Here is a 15,967-nt window from a genome sequence, read left to right as displayed (position 1 = left end):
AGTCAGTGCCTCACGTCATAGGGGGAACGCTTGGGTCATGGCATACAAGGGCAGGAAAGTTCTGGTTACCGGTGCCGACGGATTCATCGGGTCGCATCTCACCGAAGCACTCGTCCGTAGCGGCGCGGACGTCACTGCGCTGGCTCTCTACAATTCCTTCGACAGCCACGGCTGGCTGGACGATTTGCCGGACACCATTCGAAGCCAGTTGAACCTCATCCGCGGCGATGTTCGTGACAGCGCCTTCCTTAACCGGATCGTGCGTGGCCAGGCGGTCGTGTTTCATCTCGCCGCACTGATAGCTATCCCATATTCGTACGCCGCGGCCCAGTCCTATGTAGAAACGAACATCCTGGGCACGGTCAACGTCCTCGAAGCGGCGCGCCAATGGGATACGGAGCGTGTGGTGCACACCTCGACAAGCGAGGTTTATGGCACCGCGCTGACAATGCCTATCAGCGAATCGCACCCGTTGCAGGGACAGTCACCATATTCGGCATCCAAGATCGGCGCGGACATGATGGCGGAGTCCTACGCCAGATCGTTCGACATCCCTGTGGTTATCATGCGGCCCTTCAATACGTACGGCCCGCGCCAGAGTGAGCGGGCCATAGTACCGACCATTATACGCCAGGCTCTCGACAAGAAATGCCCGGCGATCATGGTGGGAGACACAAGCCCGATCCGCGATCTTACTTTCGTGGAAGACACCGCGGCGGCGTTTTTGACCGCAGGTTCCGCCGAGCTCGAATTTGGCCATGCCTACAATGCCGGAAGCCAGCGCGCCGTGACGATCTCGGACATATTGGATCTGGTGATCGAGTTGAGTGGCTGCAAGAAACCAATCCACCGGGACGAGCGCCGCCTGCGGCCGCAGAATTCCGAGGTGCGTGCCTTGCTGGCCGATTCTTCGCTCCTCGAAAGCAAGACTGGATGGCGTGCCCAGACCAGCCTGCGCGAAGGCCTGGAGCGGACCATCGGATGGTGGCAAGGGCGCCTCAGCGAAGGCCGGGTGCGAAACGAGATGGGCTACATGACATGAGCTTTCGCCCGGGAGGATTGGCTCTGTTGATTGCGGCTGCCTTGTCGTTGGATTTGACCGTGGCAGGCAGTCGGCAAAGCAGCGCGTCGAGACAATTTGTTGCGCCAGTGACGATGGACTTGCCCGATTACCTCCAACCCGCGACCGACCCAGCCTTCGGGACAATTTTCATGCGCATTACCAAGCCTGGGGCCCTTGGGAATGGAGTCGTATGCGAGAAAAAATTCTGCAGCCACCGTTATTCCAGCGCCCAGGCCTGGAATTCGGACCAGACTCTCCTCGTCATCACCAACGGCTGCAATGGCATGTGCTTTTTCGACGGGCAGACCTATGTCCCGCTCTTCCGTCGTGCTCGATCGGCTGAATGCGAATGGCATCCGCAAAATGCCGATCTGATGATCTGCGTTCAGGACCGGAAAATTTCGACCTGGGCGCCGCGGACCAATCGCGAAGACGTCCTGTTCGTTTCACCGAATTATCGTGATCTTCAGTTCGGGCCGTCCAAAGGAAATCCCAGCCGTGACGGCGATCGCATAGCAGTGCGCGCAATCCGTGGGGATGGCGCGATGGTTGTATTTGCCTATGATCTCAAGCAGCGCCGGAAATTTCCGGACATCGATCTTGCTCAGCTTGCCGGAACCGTCAGCGCCTGCTCGATCTCCCCGCTCGGAGCGAACATCCTGTGCTTTCAGAATGTGAACGAGGACACAGAGCAGCGGGCTATTTTCTCCGTCGACGGGACGTTGCGGCAGAGGTGGACTGACCATCATCGCCCCGGCCATGGCGATATGACGGTGGATAAAGATGGCAGCGAAGTTTTCGTGGGCATCAGCAAGTCCGACCCTGACAAATATCACGTCATCAAAAGGAGGCTGGCCGACGGAAAGGTCACCTCACTTATGAAGTTTGGCGAAGCCGAGCATGCATCCCTGCGGGCATTGGACAGGCGCGGTTGGGTGTTCGTAAGCTATGGCGGCAAGCCGGAAGAGATATCTGCCAATCCCGACTGGGCGCCATATGCGCGAGAGGTGATCGCGCTTCGCCTCGACGGCAGCGGGGAGGTTCGACGCGTCACGCAAACTCACAACGTCCCGTCCGATTACTGGAGCGAGACCCATGCCTCGCCATCCCCGGACGGCTCACAGGTAATCTGGTCGAGCAACTGGGGCGTGCCTGGCGGGCCGGTCTACGAATTCGTCACCCGTCTCGATTGGCCGGAAGAGCCGCGGTCGAACCAGAAGGAGATTGCCGCCAATGGTCCTCGTTGATCGAATGCTTCTTGTCGTGTTCGGTATGCTGGCTGCCATGAATACGGCTGCTGCAGCGGAACCGCGGGTCGCCTATCGACTTTCTGCCGGCGACACCGTCGAGATTGGAATTGCCTCCATCCCGGAGCGAACGCAACGTGCGGTGGTCCAGATGGACGGCACGATCGCGCTTCCCGAAGTCGGGATGGTTTCGGTGGGGGGCTTAACTCCGGCTGAACTGCAAACGCGCATGCAGACGATCTTGCCGACCAAGATATTCCACCAGCGTCTGCCTGATGGGCGGGAGCAAATGATCGTCATCAAGCCGACAGACGTGACCGCCGTGGTTGCGGAGTACAGGCCGATCTATGTGACCGGCGACGTGCTCACTCCCGGACAGCAGGCCTACCGCCCGCTGATGACCGTGCGGCAGGCGATTGCCGTGTCAGGCGGGTTCAGCCTTTTGCGGTCCCGGGCAAACCAGGTTGGCCCGGATCCGGTGGATCTGCGGCGCGATTACGAGTCGCTTTGGGGGGAATATACGAGAGATTATTTTCATAGCGCCCGCATCCGCGCCGAACTTCAGGACAAACCGACTTTCGACATGCAGCCACCACAAGGATCTCCCTTGCCGGCAAGTTTTGCGTCGGCGATCGCGCAGGCTGAAGCGGAAGGGCTGAAGCTCTCGTTGGACAACTTCCGGCAAGAGCAGGGCTTTCTCGAAAAAAGTGGCAAGGATGCTGCTGCACAAACCGAGACCCTGCTCAAGCGCGAGCAGGCCGAAGCGGATGGAGTGAAGGCGGACGAAGACGAGCTGGCGCGCGTAAGGAAAGCGTTTGAGTCCGGAAATCTAACCAATACCCGGCTTGCCGATGTCCGGCGCGCTTTGGTTCTTTCTTCCAGCCGGGCACTCGAAACGTCGGTTGAGCTTATGAGAGCACGACGTCAGCAGGACGATTTTACCAGACAGCACGAACGCAATGTCAACCAAAGAAGAATGGGTCTGCTGACTGAGTTGAAGGATACCAACGTGCGTCTTGCCGACGTTGGCGCAAGACTTCGCGCCGCCAGCCAGAAGTTGCAGCCCACGGGAGCGGCCGCTCTGCCGTTGCCGGTTGCCGGCGAAACGATCCAGGCCGAGGTCACGATCATTCGCAAGGTCGGCGAAGAATGGCGAAAACAGCTTGCCCAAGAAGACACCGAGGTCATGCCGGGAGACACGATCGAGGTCAGATTCAGCAGCGCTCTCGAAAATGCAGCGACCCGATAGATCGGCTGCGCCCCGATCCAATCGGCCGCCGCACTGTCGGTTGAGTGTGGCAACCGCTTTACTGCCTGAAAGCTCTGGAAAACTGGTCGGTGAGGGGCTTCATCAAGTAGGACCAGACACTGCGCTCGTCGGTTCTTATGTGGACTTCGGCGGGCATGCCCGGTTTGAGTATTTTCTCTCCTGTCAGGCACGTCGCTTCATTCTCGACGTCGATGCGCGCTGAAAAAAAGGAAAGCTGGCGTTGCTGATCCTTGATCAGATCCGCTGAGACGCGCTTGACCGAGCCTTCGCAAGCAGGTGTGGTGCCGGCGTCGAACGCTGGAAAGCGGATCGACACCTGCTGTCCGGGATGAATCTCGTCGATACGCGACGGAGGAATGGAAGCGTCGACGACAAGGTTGTCGGAATCGGGCACAATCATCATGAGCACCTCTCCTGCGCCAATCACGCCTCCTACGGTGTGGACCGAGGATTCTTGTACTGTGCCCGATTGCGGGGCACGAATGTCTGTCCTGCTGAGTTCGTCTTCGGCCACCACCTTGCGCTCACTGAGCTCGGTCTGCTTGGCTTCCGTTTCGCGAAGTTCGTTGGTCACGTCGCTCCGCATTTGTTCGTCGAGCTGAAGCACCTGCAGGTCCGTTTCACTGATGTGAGCTTGGACCTCTGCTATCGCTGCGACAAGGCGTCCCGATTCGCCGCGAGCCCGGGTCTTATCCAGGCTGACATTGCTCAACCTCTCCTTGGACACCAACTTCTTTGCGTAGAGAGATTCGACATCCGCAAGGTTCTTGGTCAGCAGATCCAGAGACTCGTCCGTTGCAGACTGCTGCGATTTGAGGCCATCGATCTGACGTTCCAGCTGCTTCGCGCGGCTTTGTAATTGTGCCTTCTGGCCAGCCAGCGCCGCAGCACGGCTTTCAAACAAGGCACGCTCGCCACTGACAAGTGCCGTCACTTGCGGGTCGCCCATTTGAGCGCGAAGGTCGGGCGGGATCTGCATTTCCGGCAGACCCTGGCGCTCGGCCTCCAGTCGGGCCAGACGAATGGTGGCGCGATTGAGGTCCTCGGTGATTATCTGCAGGTTTGCTCGGGTCAATGTGTTGTCCAGCCTGACCAACACATCGCCGGCCTTCACATGATCGCCGTCCTGCGCGAAGATTCCGCCGATGGTGCCGCCGGTTTGATGCTGGACTTTTTTAATGTTGCTTTCGACCACCACGGTTGCGGGCGCAATCACCGCGCCGGCAATCTTGGTCAATCCCAACCAGAGCCCTCCGCCAAAGATCAACAGCAAGCTGGTTGCCAGGCCCAAGAGCAGATTGGCCCGGATGCCATCCGGCTCTGGCTTCGTCTCCAACGAACGGCCTTCGCCACCGGCTGCGACGTATGACACGGCAACAGCAGAGCGATACCTCGCATATGCCCGACTGCACCTTTGTGCGGCGGAACGACAATGTGCTGCTAGGCTCCGGACCAGAGTACCCCAGGGTAGATTGGCTCGAATCCCATCCGGCTGCGGCTTCTGCCCGGTCGGTTGGCCTTCGCCGCCAACCACAGCATATGACGACATGGTCACGTTAGACACTAAGCAATACCTCACGCATGTCCGCTTGCACCGTGCTGCAGCGGAACGACAATGTTTGGCTTGTCCGGGCGCGGGAAGGGCCGGACCACATTTGCCAGAACGTCTTCGCGCGAGCCGAACGAATGGAGCATCCCGTTCGACAGGACGAGTACCTGATCGATGTTGACGAGAGCGGAGGGGCGATGCGCAACGACGATCACGATACCGCCGCGCTGACGCACTGCCAGGATTGCGCCGGCCAAAGCAGCATCACCGTCTGCATCCAGATTGGAATTTGGTTCGTCAAGAACGACGAGGAATGGATCGCCGTAAAGTGCCCTGGCAAGCCCGACGAGCTGCCTCTGGCCAGCCGAAAGGGCCGCGCCGCCCTCTCCGATGCGTGTTTGAAAACCCTGCGGAAGACGCATGATCATCTTGTCCACGCCCGCAGCCTTGGCAGCTGCCAGCACGCCTTTTGCGTCACTTTTACCGCCGAACCTCGAAATGTTGTCGGCGATCGTCCCGTCGAACAGCTCAACGTCCTGCGGCAGGTAGCCAATATGGATGCCGAGCAGTTCTGAGTTCCACTGATCGAGCGAGGCGCCGTCCAATCTTACCGTGCCACGAAGCGGCTTCCATGCCCCGACCAAAGCGCGCACGAGCGTGGTCTTGCCGGAGCCGCTCGGGCCGACGACCGCCAACCCTGCGCCTCTCGCCAAGCGGAAGCTTACATTGAAGATGGTGGGCTTCTGCAGGCTTGGTGGCGCGACGGTCAATTCCTCGACCGCAAGCTCAGCCTTCGGGCCGGGCAGTTCCATTGGCTCTTGCTGGCTATCAAAAGCATCCAGGGCTGCCGCCAGTTCGGAATAGCTTTTGCGGGTTGCCAGAAACCCTCTCCAGTTTGCGATCGCCACATCGACCGGTGCCAGCGAGCGGCCCAGCAATATGGACGATGCAATGATCACGCCGGGCGAGGCCTCGCCGCCGATCACAAGGTAGGCACCAAGCCCTAGCACACATGATTGCAGGGCCATTCGGAGCGTCTTCGACAGTGAGCTTGCTGCGCCGACGACGTCGGAGAGCCGTTCCTGGTTCTTCAGATAAAGATGACTGACCTCGTTCCAGCGCCGGCTAAGCGGGGCGGAAAGACCCATCGCCTGAACAACCTCTGCGTTGCGGCGGCCGGAGTCGGCCAGAAGCCGCTGCGCTACGAGTGTCTCAGATGCACGAGCCGCAGGTTTGCGGCCGATGATCTCGGCAACCACCGTCAAAAACACAACGGCACATGCGCCGAGCGTTGCCAGCACGCCAAGCGCGGGGTGCAGCAGATAGATGACCCCCATATAAAATGGTATCCAGGGAGCGTCGAACAAGACTGTCGGCCCGAGCCCGGAAAGAAAGCCACGTAGCTGGTCCAGATCACGAAGCGGGTGTACCCGGTTCGCATCCGGCCCGGCGACGAGGGGCAGGGAAAGCGAGGCTGCAAACGCTTTTTGCTGCAGATTTCTATGCAGGCGGCTGCCGATGCGGACCAACAGGCGAAGCCTCACGAAATCGAGGAGCCCATAGGCCGCGTAAAGTCCCAGCATCCCGACTGTAAATCCGATAAGAGTCGGCACGCTCTGCGAAGGCAGCACGCGGTCATAGACCTGGAGCATGTAGACGGAGCCGGTCAAGGCGAGGATATTTATCAATGCCGAGAAAACGCCTACGCCGACGAGGCCGTGCACACAGCCGAACATTGCGGAGCGGAGATCGAGCGAGCGCCCTTTGGTCGACTTCATGATGTGCGCTCGTTGACGCGAAATTGCCGCGCAATCTCGTCGATTCTTTCGATGAGGGACAAACTTTAACCTTCCGGGAAGCAGCAGCCCCGCCCCGCTGCTGAACATTACGAATTGCTTACATACGTGCCTTCTTTGATTAAAATGTAGCAAAATCGTGACGCCAGGCTGAGAATTCGGCAACTGGCTCGCCAGGCTGGGGATAACCGGGTCAGGTAAGGAGATATTCCTAATCATGACACCCGGCAGAAGCTTATGATCATCTTTGTAGCATCAAGGCTTCAAAGCGTCTGGCGACGGATGGGTTTTGATTTTGTCGATCGAGAGTTAAACGGTTTTGAGATACACTTCATTGGTACGTCGGCCACCAACGCCGGCTAAATCGGGGAGGCGAGTGTCGTGAGCGAAGAGATCAATGTTGCCGATGCCTACGGCAGGGGGCGCAGCACCTTCATGGGATTGCAGTTGCTGGTCTCGCCCGGTGCGCTTGTTCCTCGGCCGGAAACGGAACTGCTCGGCAAGACCGCTCTCGATGTCCTGAGCCAACTAAACCTGTCGGTGCCTCGCGTTGTCGACATGTGCTGTGGGGCGGGCAATCTGGCGTGCGCCATCGCGCACCACGCTCCCACCGCGCGCGTGTGGGCAAGCGATCTTACCGACGGATGCGTGGAGGTCGCGCGCCGCAACGTCACCCATTTTGAAATCGAGGACCGGGTAACGGTGCTTCAGGGCGACTTGTTCAGCGCCTTCTCAGGCTTGGAGCTCGACGGCACGATCGACGTGATCGTTTGCAACCCGCCCTACATTTCGGCAAAACGGCTCGAGGGCGACCGTTCGCATCTGGTCGAGCTCGAGCCGCGTGAAGCATTCGCAGCCGGCCCCTACGGCCTGAGCATCCACATGCGGGTGCTCAAGGAGGCGCCGCGCTATTTGCGGCGCGGAGGCATCCTGCTTTTCGAGGTGGGGCTTGGCCAGGACCGGCAGGTCATGAGTTTGCTCGAGCGTTCCAAGGCCTATGAGAGTATCCGGGCAGTCACCAACCAGGCCGGTGAGGGCAGGGTGGTTGTGGGACACACGAGGGCGCATGCGTAAGCATCGCAGCCGCGGCAGGTATACGCGCTGTCGCGGCTAGAGACGGCCGGGAAGTTGAAACAGAGTTGCGCGAGATTTCGGAAATCAGTTTCTTTTGCGTCAGTTTCTCTTGCGCATGACGTATTGCGCAATTCCCTCGATGGAATCGAGATTCTCCGGCAGCAACTCGCTGTCTTCGACCGTGATGCCGAAGGTCTCCTCAATGAAGCCGATAACCTCGAGCACGCCCGTCGAGTCCACGATGCCCTGGTCGAGGAGCGAGGTGTCGCTCTCCAGGCTCTCGGGATCGGCTATATAGAAATTCGAAGCCAGGAAAGCGCGAATTTGTTCGCTGCAGGTATCGGTTCTATCCTTGGTAGATAACATTGATTTCGCCTCCGGTACAAAAGATGAATGCTGATCAACTTCGCCCTGGTACCGACTCATGACAGGGCCGTTTTTTTGAGCTTACCCGTGTCGGTCATCGGCAGACTGGGTACGATGACGATGGACTTCGGAACCATGAAGTTTTCCAGCCGTCTCTGGCACTCTTTCTGCAACTGCTTTTCACCGATCATGCTTCCCTGCTCCATCACGACAAATGCCTTCACTGCTTGCCCGAGCAGCTCGTCCGGAACGCCGATGACCGCGGCTTCCCGTACGCCCGCAATGTTCATCAACACGTTTTCCACCTCCTTCGGCGCTATCTTCTCTCCGCGCGATTTTATGATCTCGTCGCCGCGACCGACGAAGTAGAGGTACCCCTCGGCGTCCATCCGGCAGTAGTCGCCGGTGTATAGGACCTGCTCACCCGGCAGCGGGCCGGGCTTGAGCTTCCTGGCTGTCGCCTCCGGCTTGCCCCAATAGCCCTTCATCACCGTCGCTCCGCGGATGACGAGCTGACCAACGATGCCGGGGCCGACCCGCCTGTCATGCTCGTCGACAATCCACATTTCCGTATTGGGGATGGCGATCCCGACGCTCGACGGCTTTCGCTCCAGATCCTCCGGCGGCAGGTAGGTGCAGCGCTTGCATTCGGTAAGGCCGTACATCGAATAGATGCGGGCGCCAGAAAACAGCTCCTGCAGCAGGAGAATGTGCTTGAGCGGCAGGGCGGCCGCAGTGTTCGTGACGTAGCGAATACTCGAAAAATCCTGATCCCTGAGAGACCTGAGCTCCCCGAGTGCGGCGAAGATGGTCGGTACGCCGGGAAAACCCGTCACCCTTTCTTGCTTGATTAGCCCAAGGATCTGCGCCGGGAAGGCGAATGAGCGCTCAAGCACCAGCCGGGCGCCCGCGCCGAATGCCATGATCATCTGGTAAAGACCGTAGTCGAAGGCGAGCGGCAGGACATCGAGGATCACCTCGTCTTCGGCAAGCGCCAGGTATGAGGAAATCGAGGCGCACGCGGCGATCATGTTTCGATGCGTCAGCATCACGCCCTTGGGCTCGCCCGTCGAGCCGGACGTATAAATGATCGCAGCGAGATCGATGTCGATGCAGCGGCGCCAGGGCGGCGTGCTGCGGGCTGCCGCGACCGCGGCGTCCCAGCGCACAGCATGCGGCAATTCTTGCAGGTCGCTGTGTTCGATCGGCCCGGAGACGATCATGCGGCGCAACGATGGGCAATTCCGCGCCGGCTCCCTGAAAATCGAGTGCAGGTGTTTGTCGGTGATCAGTGCCGTCGGGCGGCAATCGTTGAGCAGATAATCAAGCTTGTCGCTTTTGGTGAGCGGATTGACGATGCACACCACGGCGTTGGCCTTGAGCACCGCCCAGAACGCAACGACGGCCTCGACAGTGTTGTCGGCGAAGACCACCACGCGATCGCCACGCGCAATTCCGGCATCGGTCAAATGGTGCGCTATGGCGTTCGAACGCATATCGAGATCGCCATAAGTGACGCGTTGATTGCCGCACACCAGGGCCACCTTCTCGCCGAGCCGGCTGGCAGAGTGGGTGAGATAGTCGTGCAGGAGCGGTACGGCGCCATGCATCATGCGAGCACCTCTTCGCGGTGTTCGCGGTCGATATCGATGCTGAGCTTGAGCGTGCGGGCCCCACTTGGACGGCTCGCGATAAATTGCCGATGGAGAAGCTGCGTCGACAGCACTCCGACCAGCGCCATATTGTCGGAGTTGGACAGGTCGCCGCCGCCGGCGCTGGCCTGGCACTTGCTCAGGAGCCGGGTAACCGACTTGGGATCGAAGACGTTCGCTTCGCGCAGCGCCGCCTCCGAAAGTGCTTCGCGAATGTAGGCCGGAGCGCCATCTGCGACAAAGCAAAGCGCGTTGGGAGCCCGGTAAGGCTGCTTCTTGCGGGTGACGATTTCCGACGGCACGATCGGTTGCGCTACGCGCTTCAGCACATGCTTTTCATCGAGCACGCGCAGCTTGTAGGCGGCCGGAAGCGAATTCGCGAGTCTCACGAGTTCATGATCGAGGAACGGGAAGCGCCCCTCGACGGAATGAGCCATCAGCATTCTGTCCCCTTGTGAGGAAAGCAGGTATCCCGACATCAGCGTCTGAATCTCGATATACTGGTCCTGCGCAAGAGAGCCCCATCGCGAAAACTCCGGCGGCAGGCGGGCAAGCAGCTCGGACACGGCGTTATGGCGCTCCGTTTGGGCGCGCATGTCTGCCGAAAACAGCCGCTTGATGGCGCTTGTGGTTCGCCAGCGCGTGCCATGCGCAAAACCAGGCGCGTCACAGGCGTGGATGTCGCGCCCGAAGAACTGGCGTGCCATCGCCTGCTGCTGTACCGGCGAGCGGCTGAGATAGGGATAGAGGCGCTCCAGCAGCCGCGAGCGTCGCGTCGAGGCGGGCTGGCGTCCCCAGAAGCGGCGGACCTTGCCTTCGCGGAACAAATCGTAGCCGGCGAACATTTCGTCGGCCCCTTCGCCGGTCAGCACGACCTTGATGCCATGCTGGCGCACCAGTCTCGAGAGCAGGAACAGCGGCGCCGGCGCGGTCCTGAGGATTGGCCGCTCAGTGTGGTAGATCACCTCAGGGAAGATGCCAGCGATATCGCTGCGCGAAACAACCACCTCATGATGGTCACTGCCGGCCACGCCGGCAACCAGGCGCTGGAAATGCGTCTCATCATACTCGGCGTCGGCAAAACGCAGCGAGAAGGTCTGGAAGCGCTCGCCCGCGAAGCGTCTCCCCAGCGTGGCGACCAGCGAGCTGTCGAGCCCGCCGGACAAATAGCAGCCGACCGGCACGTCGGCGCGTACTATCCTGAGCGCCGTCGCGGCTTCCAGGGCGCTGCGCACTTCCTCCACCGCGTCATCAAGCGAGCCGGTGAATTCATCATCGCCGGGTCCGTCAACCTCTGGATAGTCAGGCTTCCAAAAAGCCCGCTCCCGGACGACGCCGCTGTCATAAATGCGGATATGCCCCGGCGTGAGTTCGCTTACTCCTCCAAACACGCCCTGTGGCGGCGCGACAGTCCAGAGTGTGAAAGTCTGATCGATGCCGGCTGGATCGAAGGCGCGGGGTATATCCGCATCGGCCGCGAAAATGGCCTTCACCTCGCTGGCGAAGTAAAGCCGCCCGCCATGCTCGCAAAAGTGCAGCGGGCAGATGCCGAACCGATCCCGAGACAAGACGAGACGACCTGCCACAGAGTCCCAGATGGCGACTGCCCACTGCCCATTCATTCGTTCGAAGGCGGCCTCGCCCCAGGCATGATAGGCATGGACGATGACCTCGGTGTCGCTGCGTGTGCGGAAGCGATAACCGAGCGCGACCAGATCTTGTCGCAGCTCGACGTAATTGAAGATTTCGCCGTTGAAGACGATCCACATCGTGTCGCCCGCGCCGGCGAGTGGCTGCTGGCCGCTTGCGAGATCGATGACGGACAGGCGGGCATGCGCCAATCCTGCACATCTGTCCCGGTAAAGCCCGCGCTCGTCCGGGCCGCGATGCGCCAGCGCCCCCGCCATACGTATCAGCGCATCCCGGGAAGGGGGCGCCGCTGCGGCGCTCAGCGACACAATTCCGGCGATGCCGCACATCGCCTAGCCCTCGCCCATTGAAGAGGACACCAACGGCCGCGCGTGAAGATAACGTGCGGCGCGCCGCTTGCTGTCGATATCCTTGAAAACCTTCTGGACCTGCATCACCGTGAGGCTGGTTGCCTCAGCGACGTCTTCGTCGGCGATCCCATGGTTCAAGCCGTAGAGGCACAGATCCATCAGATAATAAGGAAGCGCGAAGTAGAACTCCTCCTGACTCTGCGCCATCGAGAAGGTGTCCGTGGTGGGCGGTCTGCGCCGGACCTCTTCGTCCACCCCGAGATATTCGGCCAATTGGTAGACCTGGGTCTTGTAGAGGTGGACGATTGGCATCAGGTCGGCAATTCCGTCGCCCTGCTTGACAAAGAAGCCCTGGTCGTACTCCAGGCGGTTCGGCGTGCCCGCTACTGCGTAGTTGAGGCGGTCGGCATGGTAGTATTCGGTCATCTTGCGCAGGCGCTGCTTGTAGTTGGTTGCAGCGACGATCTGCAGATAGGCTGCCGACGGCAGGCGCACTGTGTCGGTCCTGCCCTCGGGGTCCTGAACCGTGAGGCGCGTGATGTTGAGACCGTTGCTCTCGAGAACCGAGGCGAGCACCAGCTTGCATTTCCAGCCGTCCCCATATTCGGGAACGACGGTCTGGATTGCTTCGGTCTGCCGTCTATAGGCGCCGGTCGCTTCCAGGGCCGGCGTTATATCCTCCAGGATCGTTTCGATACCAAGGTGTGCGGCGACAATGCGGCCGAGCCTCAGTGAGTCGCCGGAGGAATGGCGCTCCGGCATGAATATCCCGAGGACCTTGCCTTTCCCAAAGGCGCGAACACACAACGCCGCAACGACGGAGCTGTCGATGCCGCCTGAGAGGCCGACAACCACGCCTCGACGTCGCAGCGTGCCAAGGACCTGCTGGCGCAAGATCTGGACGATGCGATCGACTTCCGCGCCAGCGTCGAGCACCAGGGCGTCGTTGCCGAATGATGAGATCAGGTCGATGGCTTGTACTCCAGTTTGCGAGACTCGATTGGCGAATAGGTTTTCGCCACCGCTTTCTCGATAAGGGGACGATTGATGGTAAGGTGAGGCTCTACAACCAGATCGATGTGGCTGCCGACGATCGGAATCACGTCCAGATGGGCGAAGACGTTATCCCAGCCGATTGCCAGAGGCATTCCGGGTCGAGCACAGCGGAACAGGGTGCCTGTGATCGGCAGAGCCGGCTTTGGCTCGGCCACCCACTGGAAGAAGGCTTGCGCGCGCAAAACCTCTTGCAGTTCTAGTTTGGTTCTAAAGCTCGTCGCGTTGAACTGTCCTTGAGCGAAGCGGTCGAGAAACTGGACCAGTTGTGCCTCGCGCTTCATTGCCACGGCAACTTTCGCGAGGGCGCGGCAAGCCATCCGGTAAGCGGACACGCGGTTGGTTCGGATTCGATTGACTGTGCGCGTAAACGTCTCCCAGCGGGCGCTTCGCTCCCCGACGAGGCTGGTGTCGAGGATGCCGAGGAACTTTACGGTTCGCCCCGCTGCCAGCAGCCGCGCCGCAACTTCGAAGGCAACAGCGCCGCCGAGCGAATGGCCGAGAAGTCGTACGTGGCCCGAGGGTTGGGCGCGGCGGATCTGGTCGACGGCGGCGTCGGCCATATCGGCGAGGCTGTCTTGTCCGCGCAGTATCATAGCCAGGGCCGGATACCTGATCGGGGCAACACGGGTCACCTTGCCCATCGCTGCTGCAAAGGCAGCAAGGCTCGGGCCATAGCCGACGGACCCGGGGAACAGAAAAAGAATGGGAGGGTCGTGCTTCTGGGCGCGCGCGCTTTGATCGCCTGCCTGGGCGGACACGACCGCCTTGACCATTTGCTCCAGGCTCATCCCGACGGTGAAGGCTTCAAGGCCGAGTTCCTGCCCGATGGCGCTTTCTATTTCCATGACGCAGTGCAGCAGCTTCAGCGAATCTCCTCCGGCGTCATCCCAGCGTCCTGCCGCCACGCGCGTATTGAGAATGCTGGTCCATGCCCGCTGGACAACCTGCTGCGCGGTCAGCTTGCCTCGCGGCTCGAGCGGATGCGCGGTCGCCGCTGTCTCTCTGGCTGAAAGATCCATCTCTGCAAGTGTCGTGATGTCGACTTTGCCGCTCGGCAGACGCGGAATCTCGGCGATCGTGTGCAACCGCAAGGGACGCAGCGGCGGCGGCAGATTGGTCCTGACAAGCTGGCGAAGCTCGTCCGAAAAGGTCGCTTCGGCCGAGCGCCGAGGAACAGCAAAGGCGACAAGCTCATTCGCGGCCGTCACGATTGCCACGGCATCCGCGACAGAGGGTGCACAACGCAGCACCCGTTCGAGTTCGGCTGGCTCGACGCGTCGACCGTTGATTTTTACCTGGCGCCCCTTGCGACCGACGATGTGCAGTAGGCCTTGATCATCAAGTCGAACGAGGTCACCTGTCGCGAAAATCCGAAGGCCTGGATCGTGCGGGTCTGATGTTGCCGGCACAACCGCCCCGTCCTCCCAATGGCCAAGCAGGACATACGGGCTCCTGATCAGAAGCTCTCCGCTGCGGCCCGGTTGAACGCGGCGGCCCGCTTCGTCGACAATTGCGAAGGTGATTCCAGGCAGCAGCCAGCCAACTGGAACCGAATCTCCATGCTCTGGCCAGTCTCGCGGCAGGAACCATTGCGAGCCGGTGGTCTCGGTTGACGAATAACCGATCTGGATAAGGCACGTATCGGAGACGGCCTTGCGCAGCAGGGCGATGTCGGTCCAGGGCACCTTCTCGCCACCGATCCGGGCGACTCTGAGTGAATGGAACGCTTCTGCAGGTCCGTCTGCCATAAGCGCGCGAAGCAGTGCCGGCACCAGATAGGTGATTGTCACGTCTTCGGATCGCACCAGGCGTTGAACGGCGCGCAAGCCGACCGCTTCGACTTCGACCAGATGCAAGGTGGCGCCGGTGAGAAGAGCAGCAAGAATCTCCCGGCACCCGGCGATTGTGGCCGGTCCTGTCAATGGCAGGAAAACGTCATCCGAGTTGATGTGGCACGCATCGACATATTGCTGGACCCGGCACAGCAAGCTGCGCTGGCTGTTAACGATGCCTTTGGGCCGGCCCGTACTCCCTGACGTATAAAGCACGATGGCGGGCGCATCGACCGAGACGGAATAAGAACGAGGCACTTGCCCAGCCTGCGAGGCCGCACTGGTCGACACATCGATCCAACTGACCAGGTGAGGCAAACCATCGGGTCGGACATTGCCCTCGCCCAGGACAGCCGAGAGCCGCGCCCCGGCCACGATTTCAAGGATACGCGAGCTAGGATCTCGCGCGTTGAGTGGCACCGAAGGCCGCCCAGCCGTCATGCTTGCCAGCATGGCAATGGGATACCAGGCCGAGTTGGCCTGAAGAATCCCTATCGCCTGTCCGTCTGGGACGGCCGCCGCGATCTGGTGGGACAGCGTCTCGACTGACCGGAGGAGCTGGGAATAGGTCAGACGATTGGCGCCGTCGCTGATTGCAAGCTTGTCGGGGTACTGGCGGACGACATTTCTCAGGTGATCGAAGGCCGCAATGTTGGTAAAATCGACGCCCAATCTTTGAAATGGACGCAGTACGGGACCACCCTGATCCAGTGCGTATTGTGGGACACTTGACCAATTATCGGAGGTCGTTGTCTGACAATCCACCGCTAGATCCTGATCCGCGACTTCTGATCCCAAATATGCCGAAGACATGAGTTGCCTACGCTAAGATTAGGGTCACTTATCGCCCCCCGCCCCAATCTTTTCATCGATCATTCTGATGATGCCCCGATCTTCCTCAAGGACGCTTGGTTAGTCACTTCGCGTGTTTCGCAAGCCACCGGCCGAACCAATCATGCCGGGCTCGCTGGCTGTTGTGGTGCGCATGACACGGACACATGCCAAGGCGGGCTCGAAGACCACGGTGGGGTCGAAGATGGAATTGCCGCTATTCAGGCATAT

General features: G+C 60.3%; 11 protein-coding genes. 4 read left to right on the top strand and 7 right to left on the bottom strand.

The window, feature by feature from the left end; translation table 11 throughout:
* Window positions 1-37 precede the first annotated feature (37 nt).
* Genes NKH99_RS24295 through NKH99_RS24285 form a run of 3 tightly spaced genes read left to right on the top strand, consistent with a single transcriptional unit; the run spans window position 38 to window position 3,559 of the window.
* A complete protein-coding gene (locus tag NKH99_RS24295; protein WP_353015942.1) occupies window positions 38-1,042 on the top strand; it encodes an SDR family NAD(P)-dependent oxidoreductase in 1,005 nt (334 codons plus the stop codon).
* Window positions 1,039-2,310: a hypothetical protein gene (locus NKH99_RS24290; protein ID WP_352472470.1), complete on the top strand. Its 1,272-nt coding sequence runs from the start codon at window positions 1,039-1,041 to the stop codon at window positions 2,308-2,310. The genes NKH99_RS24295 and NKH99_RS24290 overlap by 4 nt, the downstream gene beginning before the upstream one ends.
* Window positions 2,297-3,559: a polysaccharide biosynthesis/export family protein gene (locus NKH99_RS24285; RefSeq protein ID WP_352541721.1), complete on the top strand. Its 1,263-nt coding sequence runs from the start codon at window positions 2,297-2,299 to the stop codon at window positions 3,557-3,559. The genes NKH99_RS24290 and NKH99_RS24285 overlap by 14 nt, the downstream gene beginning before the upstream one ends.
* Before the next feature lie 58 nt (window positions 3,560-3,617).
* On the opposite strand, the gene NKH99_RS24280 is transcribed toward NKH99_RS24285, so the two are convergent.
* Both NKH99_RS24280 and NKH99_RS24275 read right to left on the bottom strand, forming a co-directional pair.
* Complete coding sequence (locus NKH99_RS24280; RefSeq protein ID WP_502900102.1) at window positions 3,618-4,952, bottom strand: HlyD family type I secretion periplasmic adaptor subunit; 1,335 nt, start codon at window positions 4,950-4,952, stop codon at window positions 3,618-3,620.
* A gap of 203 nt (window positions 4,953-5,155) precedes the next feature.
* Entirely contained in the window at window positions 5,156-6,907 is a 1,752-nt protein-coding gene (locus NKH99_RS24275; protein ID WP_353015940.1) for a type I secretion system permease/ATPase, read from the bottom strand.
* Between the two features lie 399 nt (window positions 6,908-7,306).
* Here NKH99_RS24275 and NKH99_RS24270 point away from each other — a divergent pair, with 399 nt between their 5' ends.
* A complete protein-coding gene (locus NKH99_RS24270) occupies window positions 7,307-7,999 on the top strand; it encodes a N5-glutamine methyltransferase family protein (protein WP_353015938.1) in 693 nt (230 codons plus the stop codon).
* A gap of 99 nt (window positions 8,000-8,098) precedes the next feature.
* Here the strand turns inward: NKH99_RS24270 and NKH99_RS24265 are convergent, their stop codons facing one another.
* The 5 genes from NKH99_RS24265 to NKH99_RS24245 are packed head-to-tail and all read right to left on the bottom strand — an operon-like array spanning window position 8,099 to window position 15,718.
* Window positions 8,099-8,365: an acyl carrier protein gene (locus tag NKH99_RS24265; protein ID WP_023675628.1), complete on the bottom strand. Its 267-nt coding sequence runs from the start codon at window positions 8,363-8,365 to the stop codon at window positions 8,099-8,101.
* A gap of 56 nt (window positions 8,366-8,421) precedes the next feature.
* Complete coding sequence (locus NKH99_RS24260; protein WP_353015935.1) at window positions 8,422-9,978, bottom strand: class I adenylate-forming enzyme family protein; 1,557 nt, start codon at window positions 9,976-9,978, stop codon at window positions 8,422-8,424.
* Entirely contained in the window at window positions 9,975-11,996 is a 2,022-nt protein-coding gene (gene asnB, locus NKH99_RS24255; protein ID WP_353015933.1) for an asparagine synthase (glutamine-hydrolyzing), read from the bottom strand. The genes NKH99_RS24260 and asnB overlap by 4 nt, the downstream gene beginning before the upstream one ends.
* Window positions 11,997-11,999: 3 nt before the next feature.
* Entirely contained in the window at window positions 12,000-12,983 is a 984-nt protein-coding gene (nadE, locus tag NKH99_RS24250; protein ID WP_353015947.1) for an NAD(+) synthase, read from the bottom strand.
* Window positions 12,980-15,718 carry an AMP-binding protein gene (locus NKH99_RS24245; RefSeq protein WP_502900101.1) on the bottom strand — a complete coding sequence of 913 codons (2,739 nt, stop codon included), beginning with the start codon at window positions 15,716-15,718 and terminating at the stop codon, window positions 12,980-12,982. The genes nadE and NKH99_RS24245 overlap by 4 nt, the downstream gene beginning before the upstream one ends.
* Window positions 15,719-15,967: the final 249 nt, after the last annotated feature.

Source organism: Mesorhizobium sp. M0854 (assembly GCF_040319815.1).
Lineage (GTDB): Bacteria > Pseudomonadota > Alphaproteobacteria > Rhizobiales > Rhizobiaceae > Mesorhizobium.
The sequence above is the reverse complement of the archived record's forward strand: the minus strand, read 5'-3'. Positions and strand labels throughout refer to the sequence as shown.

Bases quoted from the DNA above. Each gene is read 5' to 3' on its own strand.
- NKH99_RS24295 (WP_353015942.1), top strand. From the start codon at position 38: ATGGCATACAAGGGCAGGAAAGTTCTGGTTACCGGTGCCGACGGATTC.
- NKH99_RS24290 (WP_352472470.1), top strand. From the start codon at position 1,039: ATGAGCTTTCGCCCGGGAGGATTGGCTCTGTTGATTGCGGCTGCCTTG.
- NKH99_RS24285 (WP_352541721.1), top strand. From the start codon at position 2,297: ATGGTCCTCGTTGATCGAATGCTTCTTGTCGTGTTCGGTATGCTGGCT.
- NKH99_RS24275 (WP_353015940.1), bottom strand. From the start codon at position 6,907: ATGAAGTCGACCAAAGGGCGCTCGCTCGATCTCCGCTCCGCAATGTTC.
- NKH99_RS24265 (WP_023675628.1), bottom strand. From the start codon at position 8,365: ATGTTATCTACCAAGGATAGAACCGATACCTGCAGCGAACAAATTCGC.
- NKH99_RS24260 (WP_353015935.1), bottom strand. From the start codon at position 9,978: ATGATGCATGGCGCCGTACCGCTCCTGCACGACTATCTCACCCACTCT.
- asnB (WP_353015933.1), bottom strand. From the start codon at position 11,996: ATGTGCGGCATCGCCGGAATTGTGTCGCTGAGCGCCGCAGCGGCGCCC.
- NKH99_RS24245 (WP_502900101.1), bottom strand. From the start codon at position 15,718: ATGTCTTCGGCATATTTGGGATCAGAAGTCGCGGATCAGGATCTAGCG.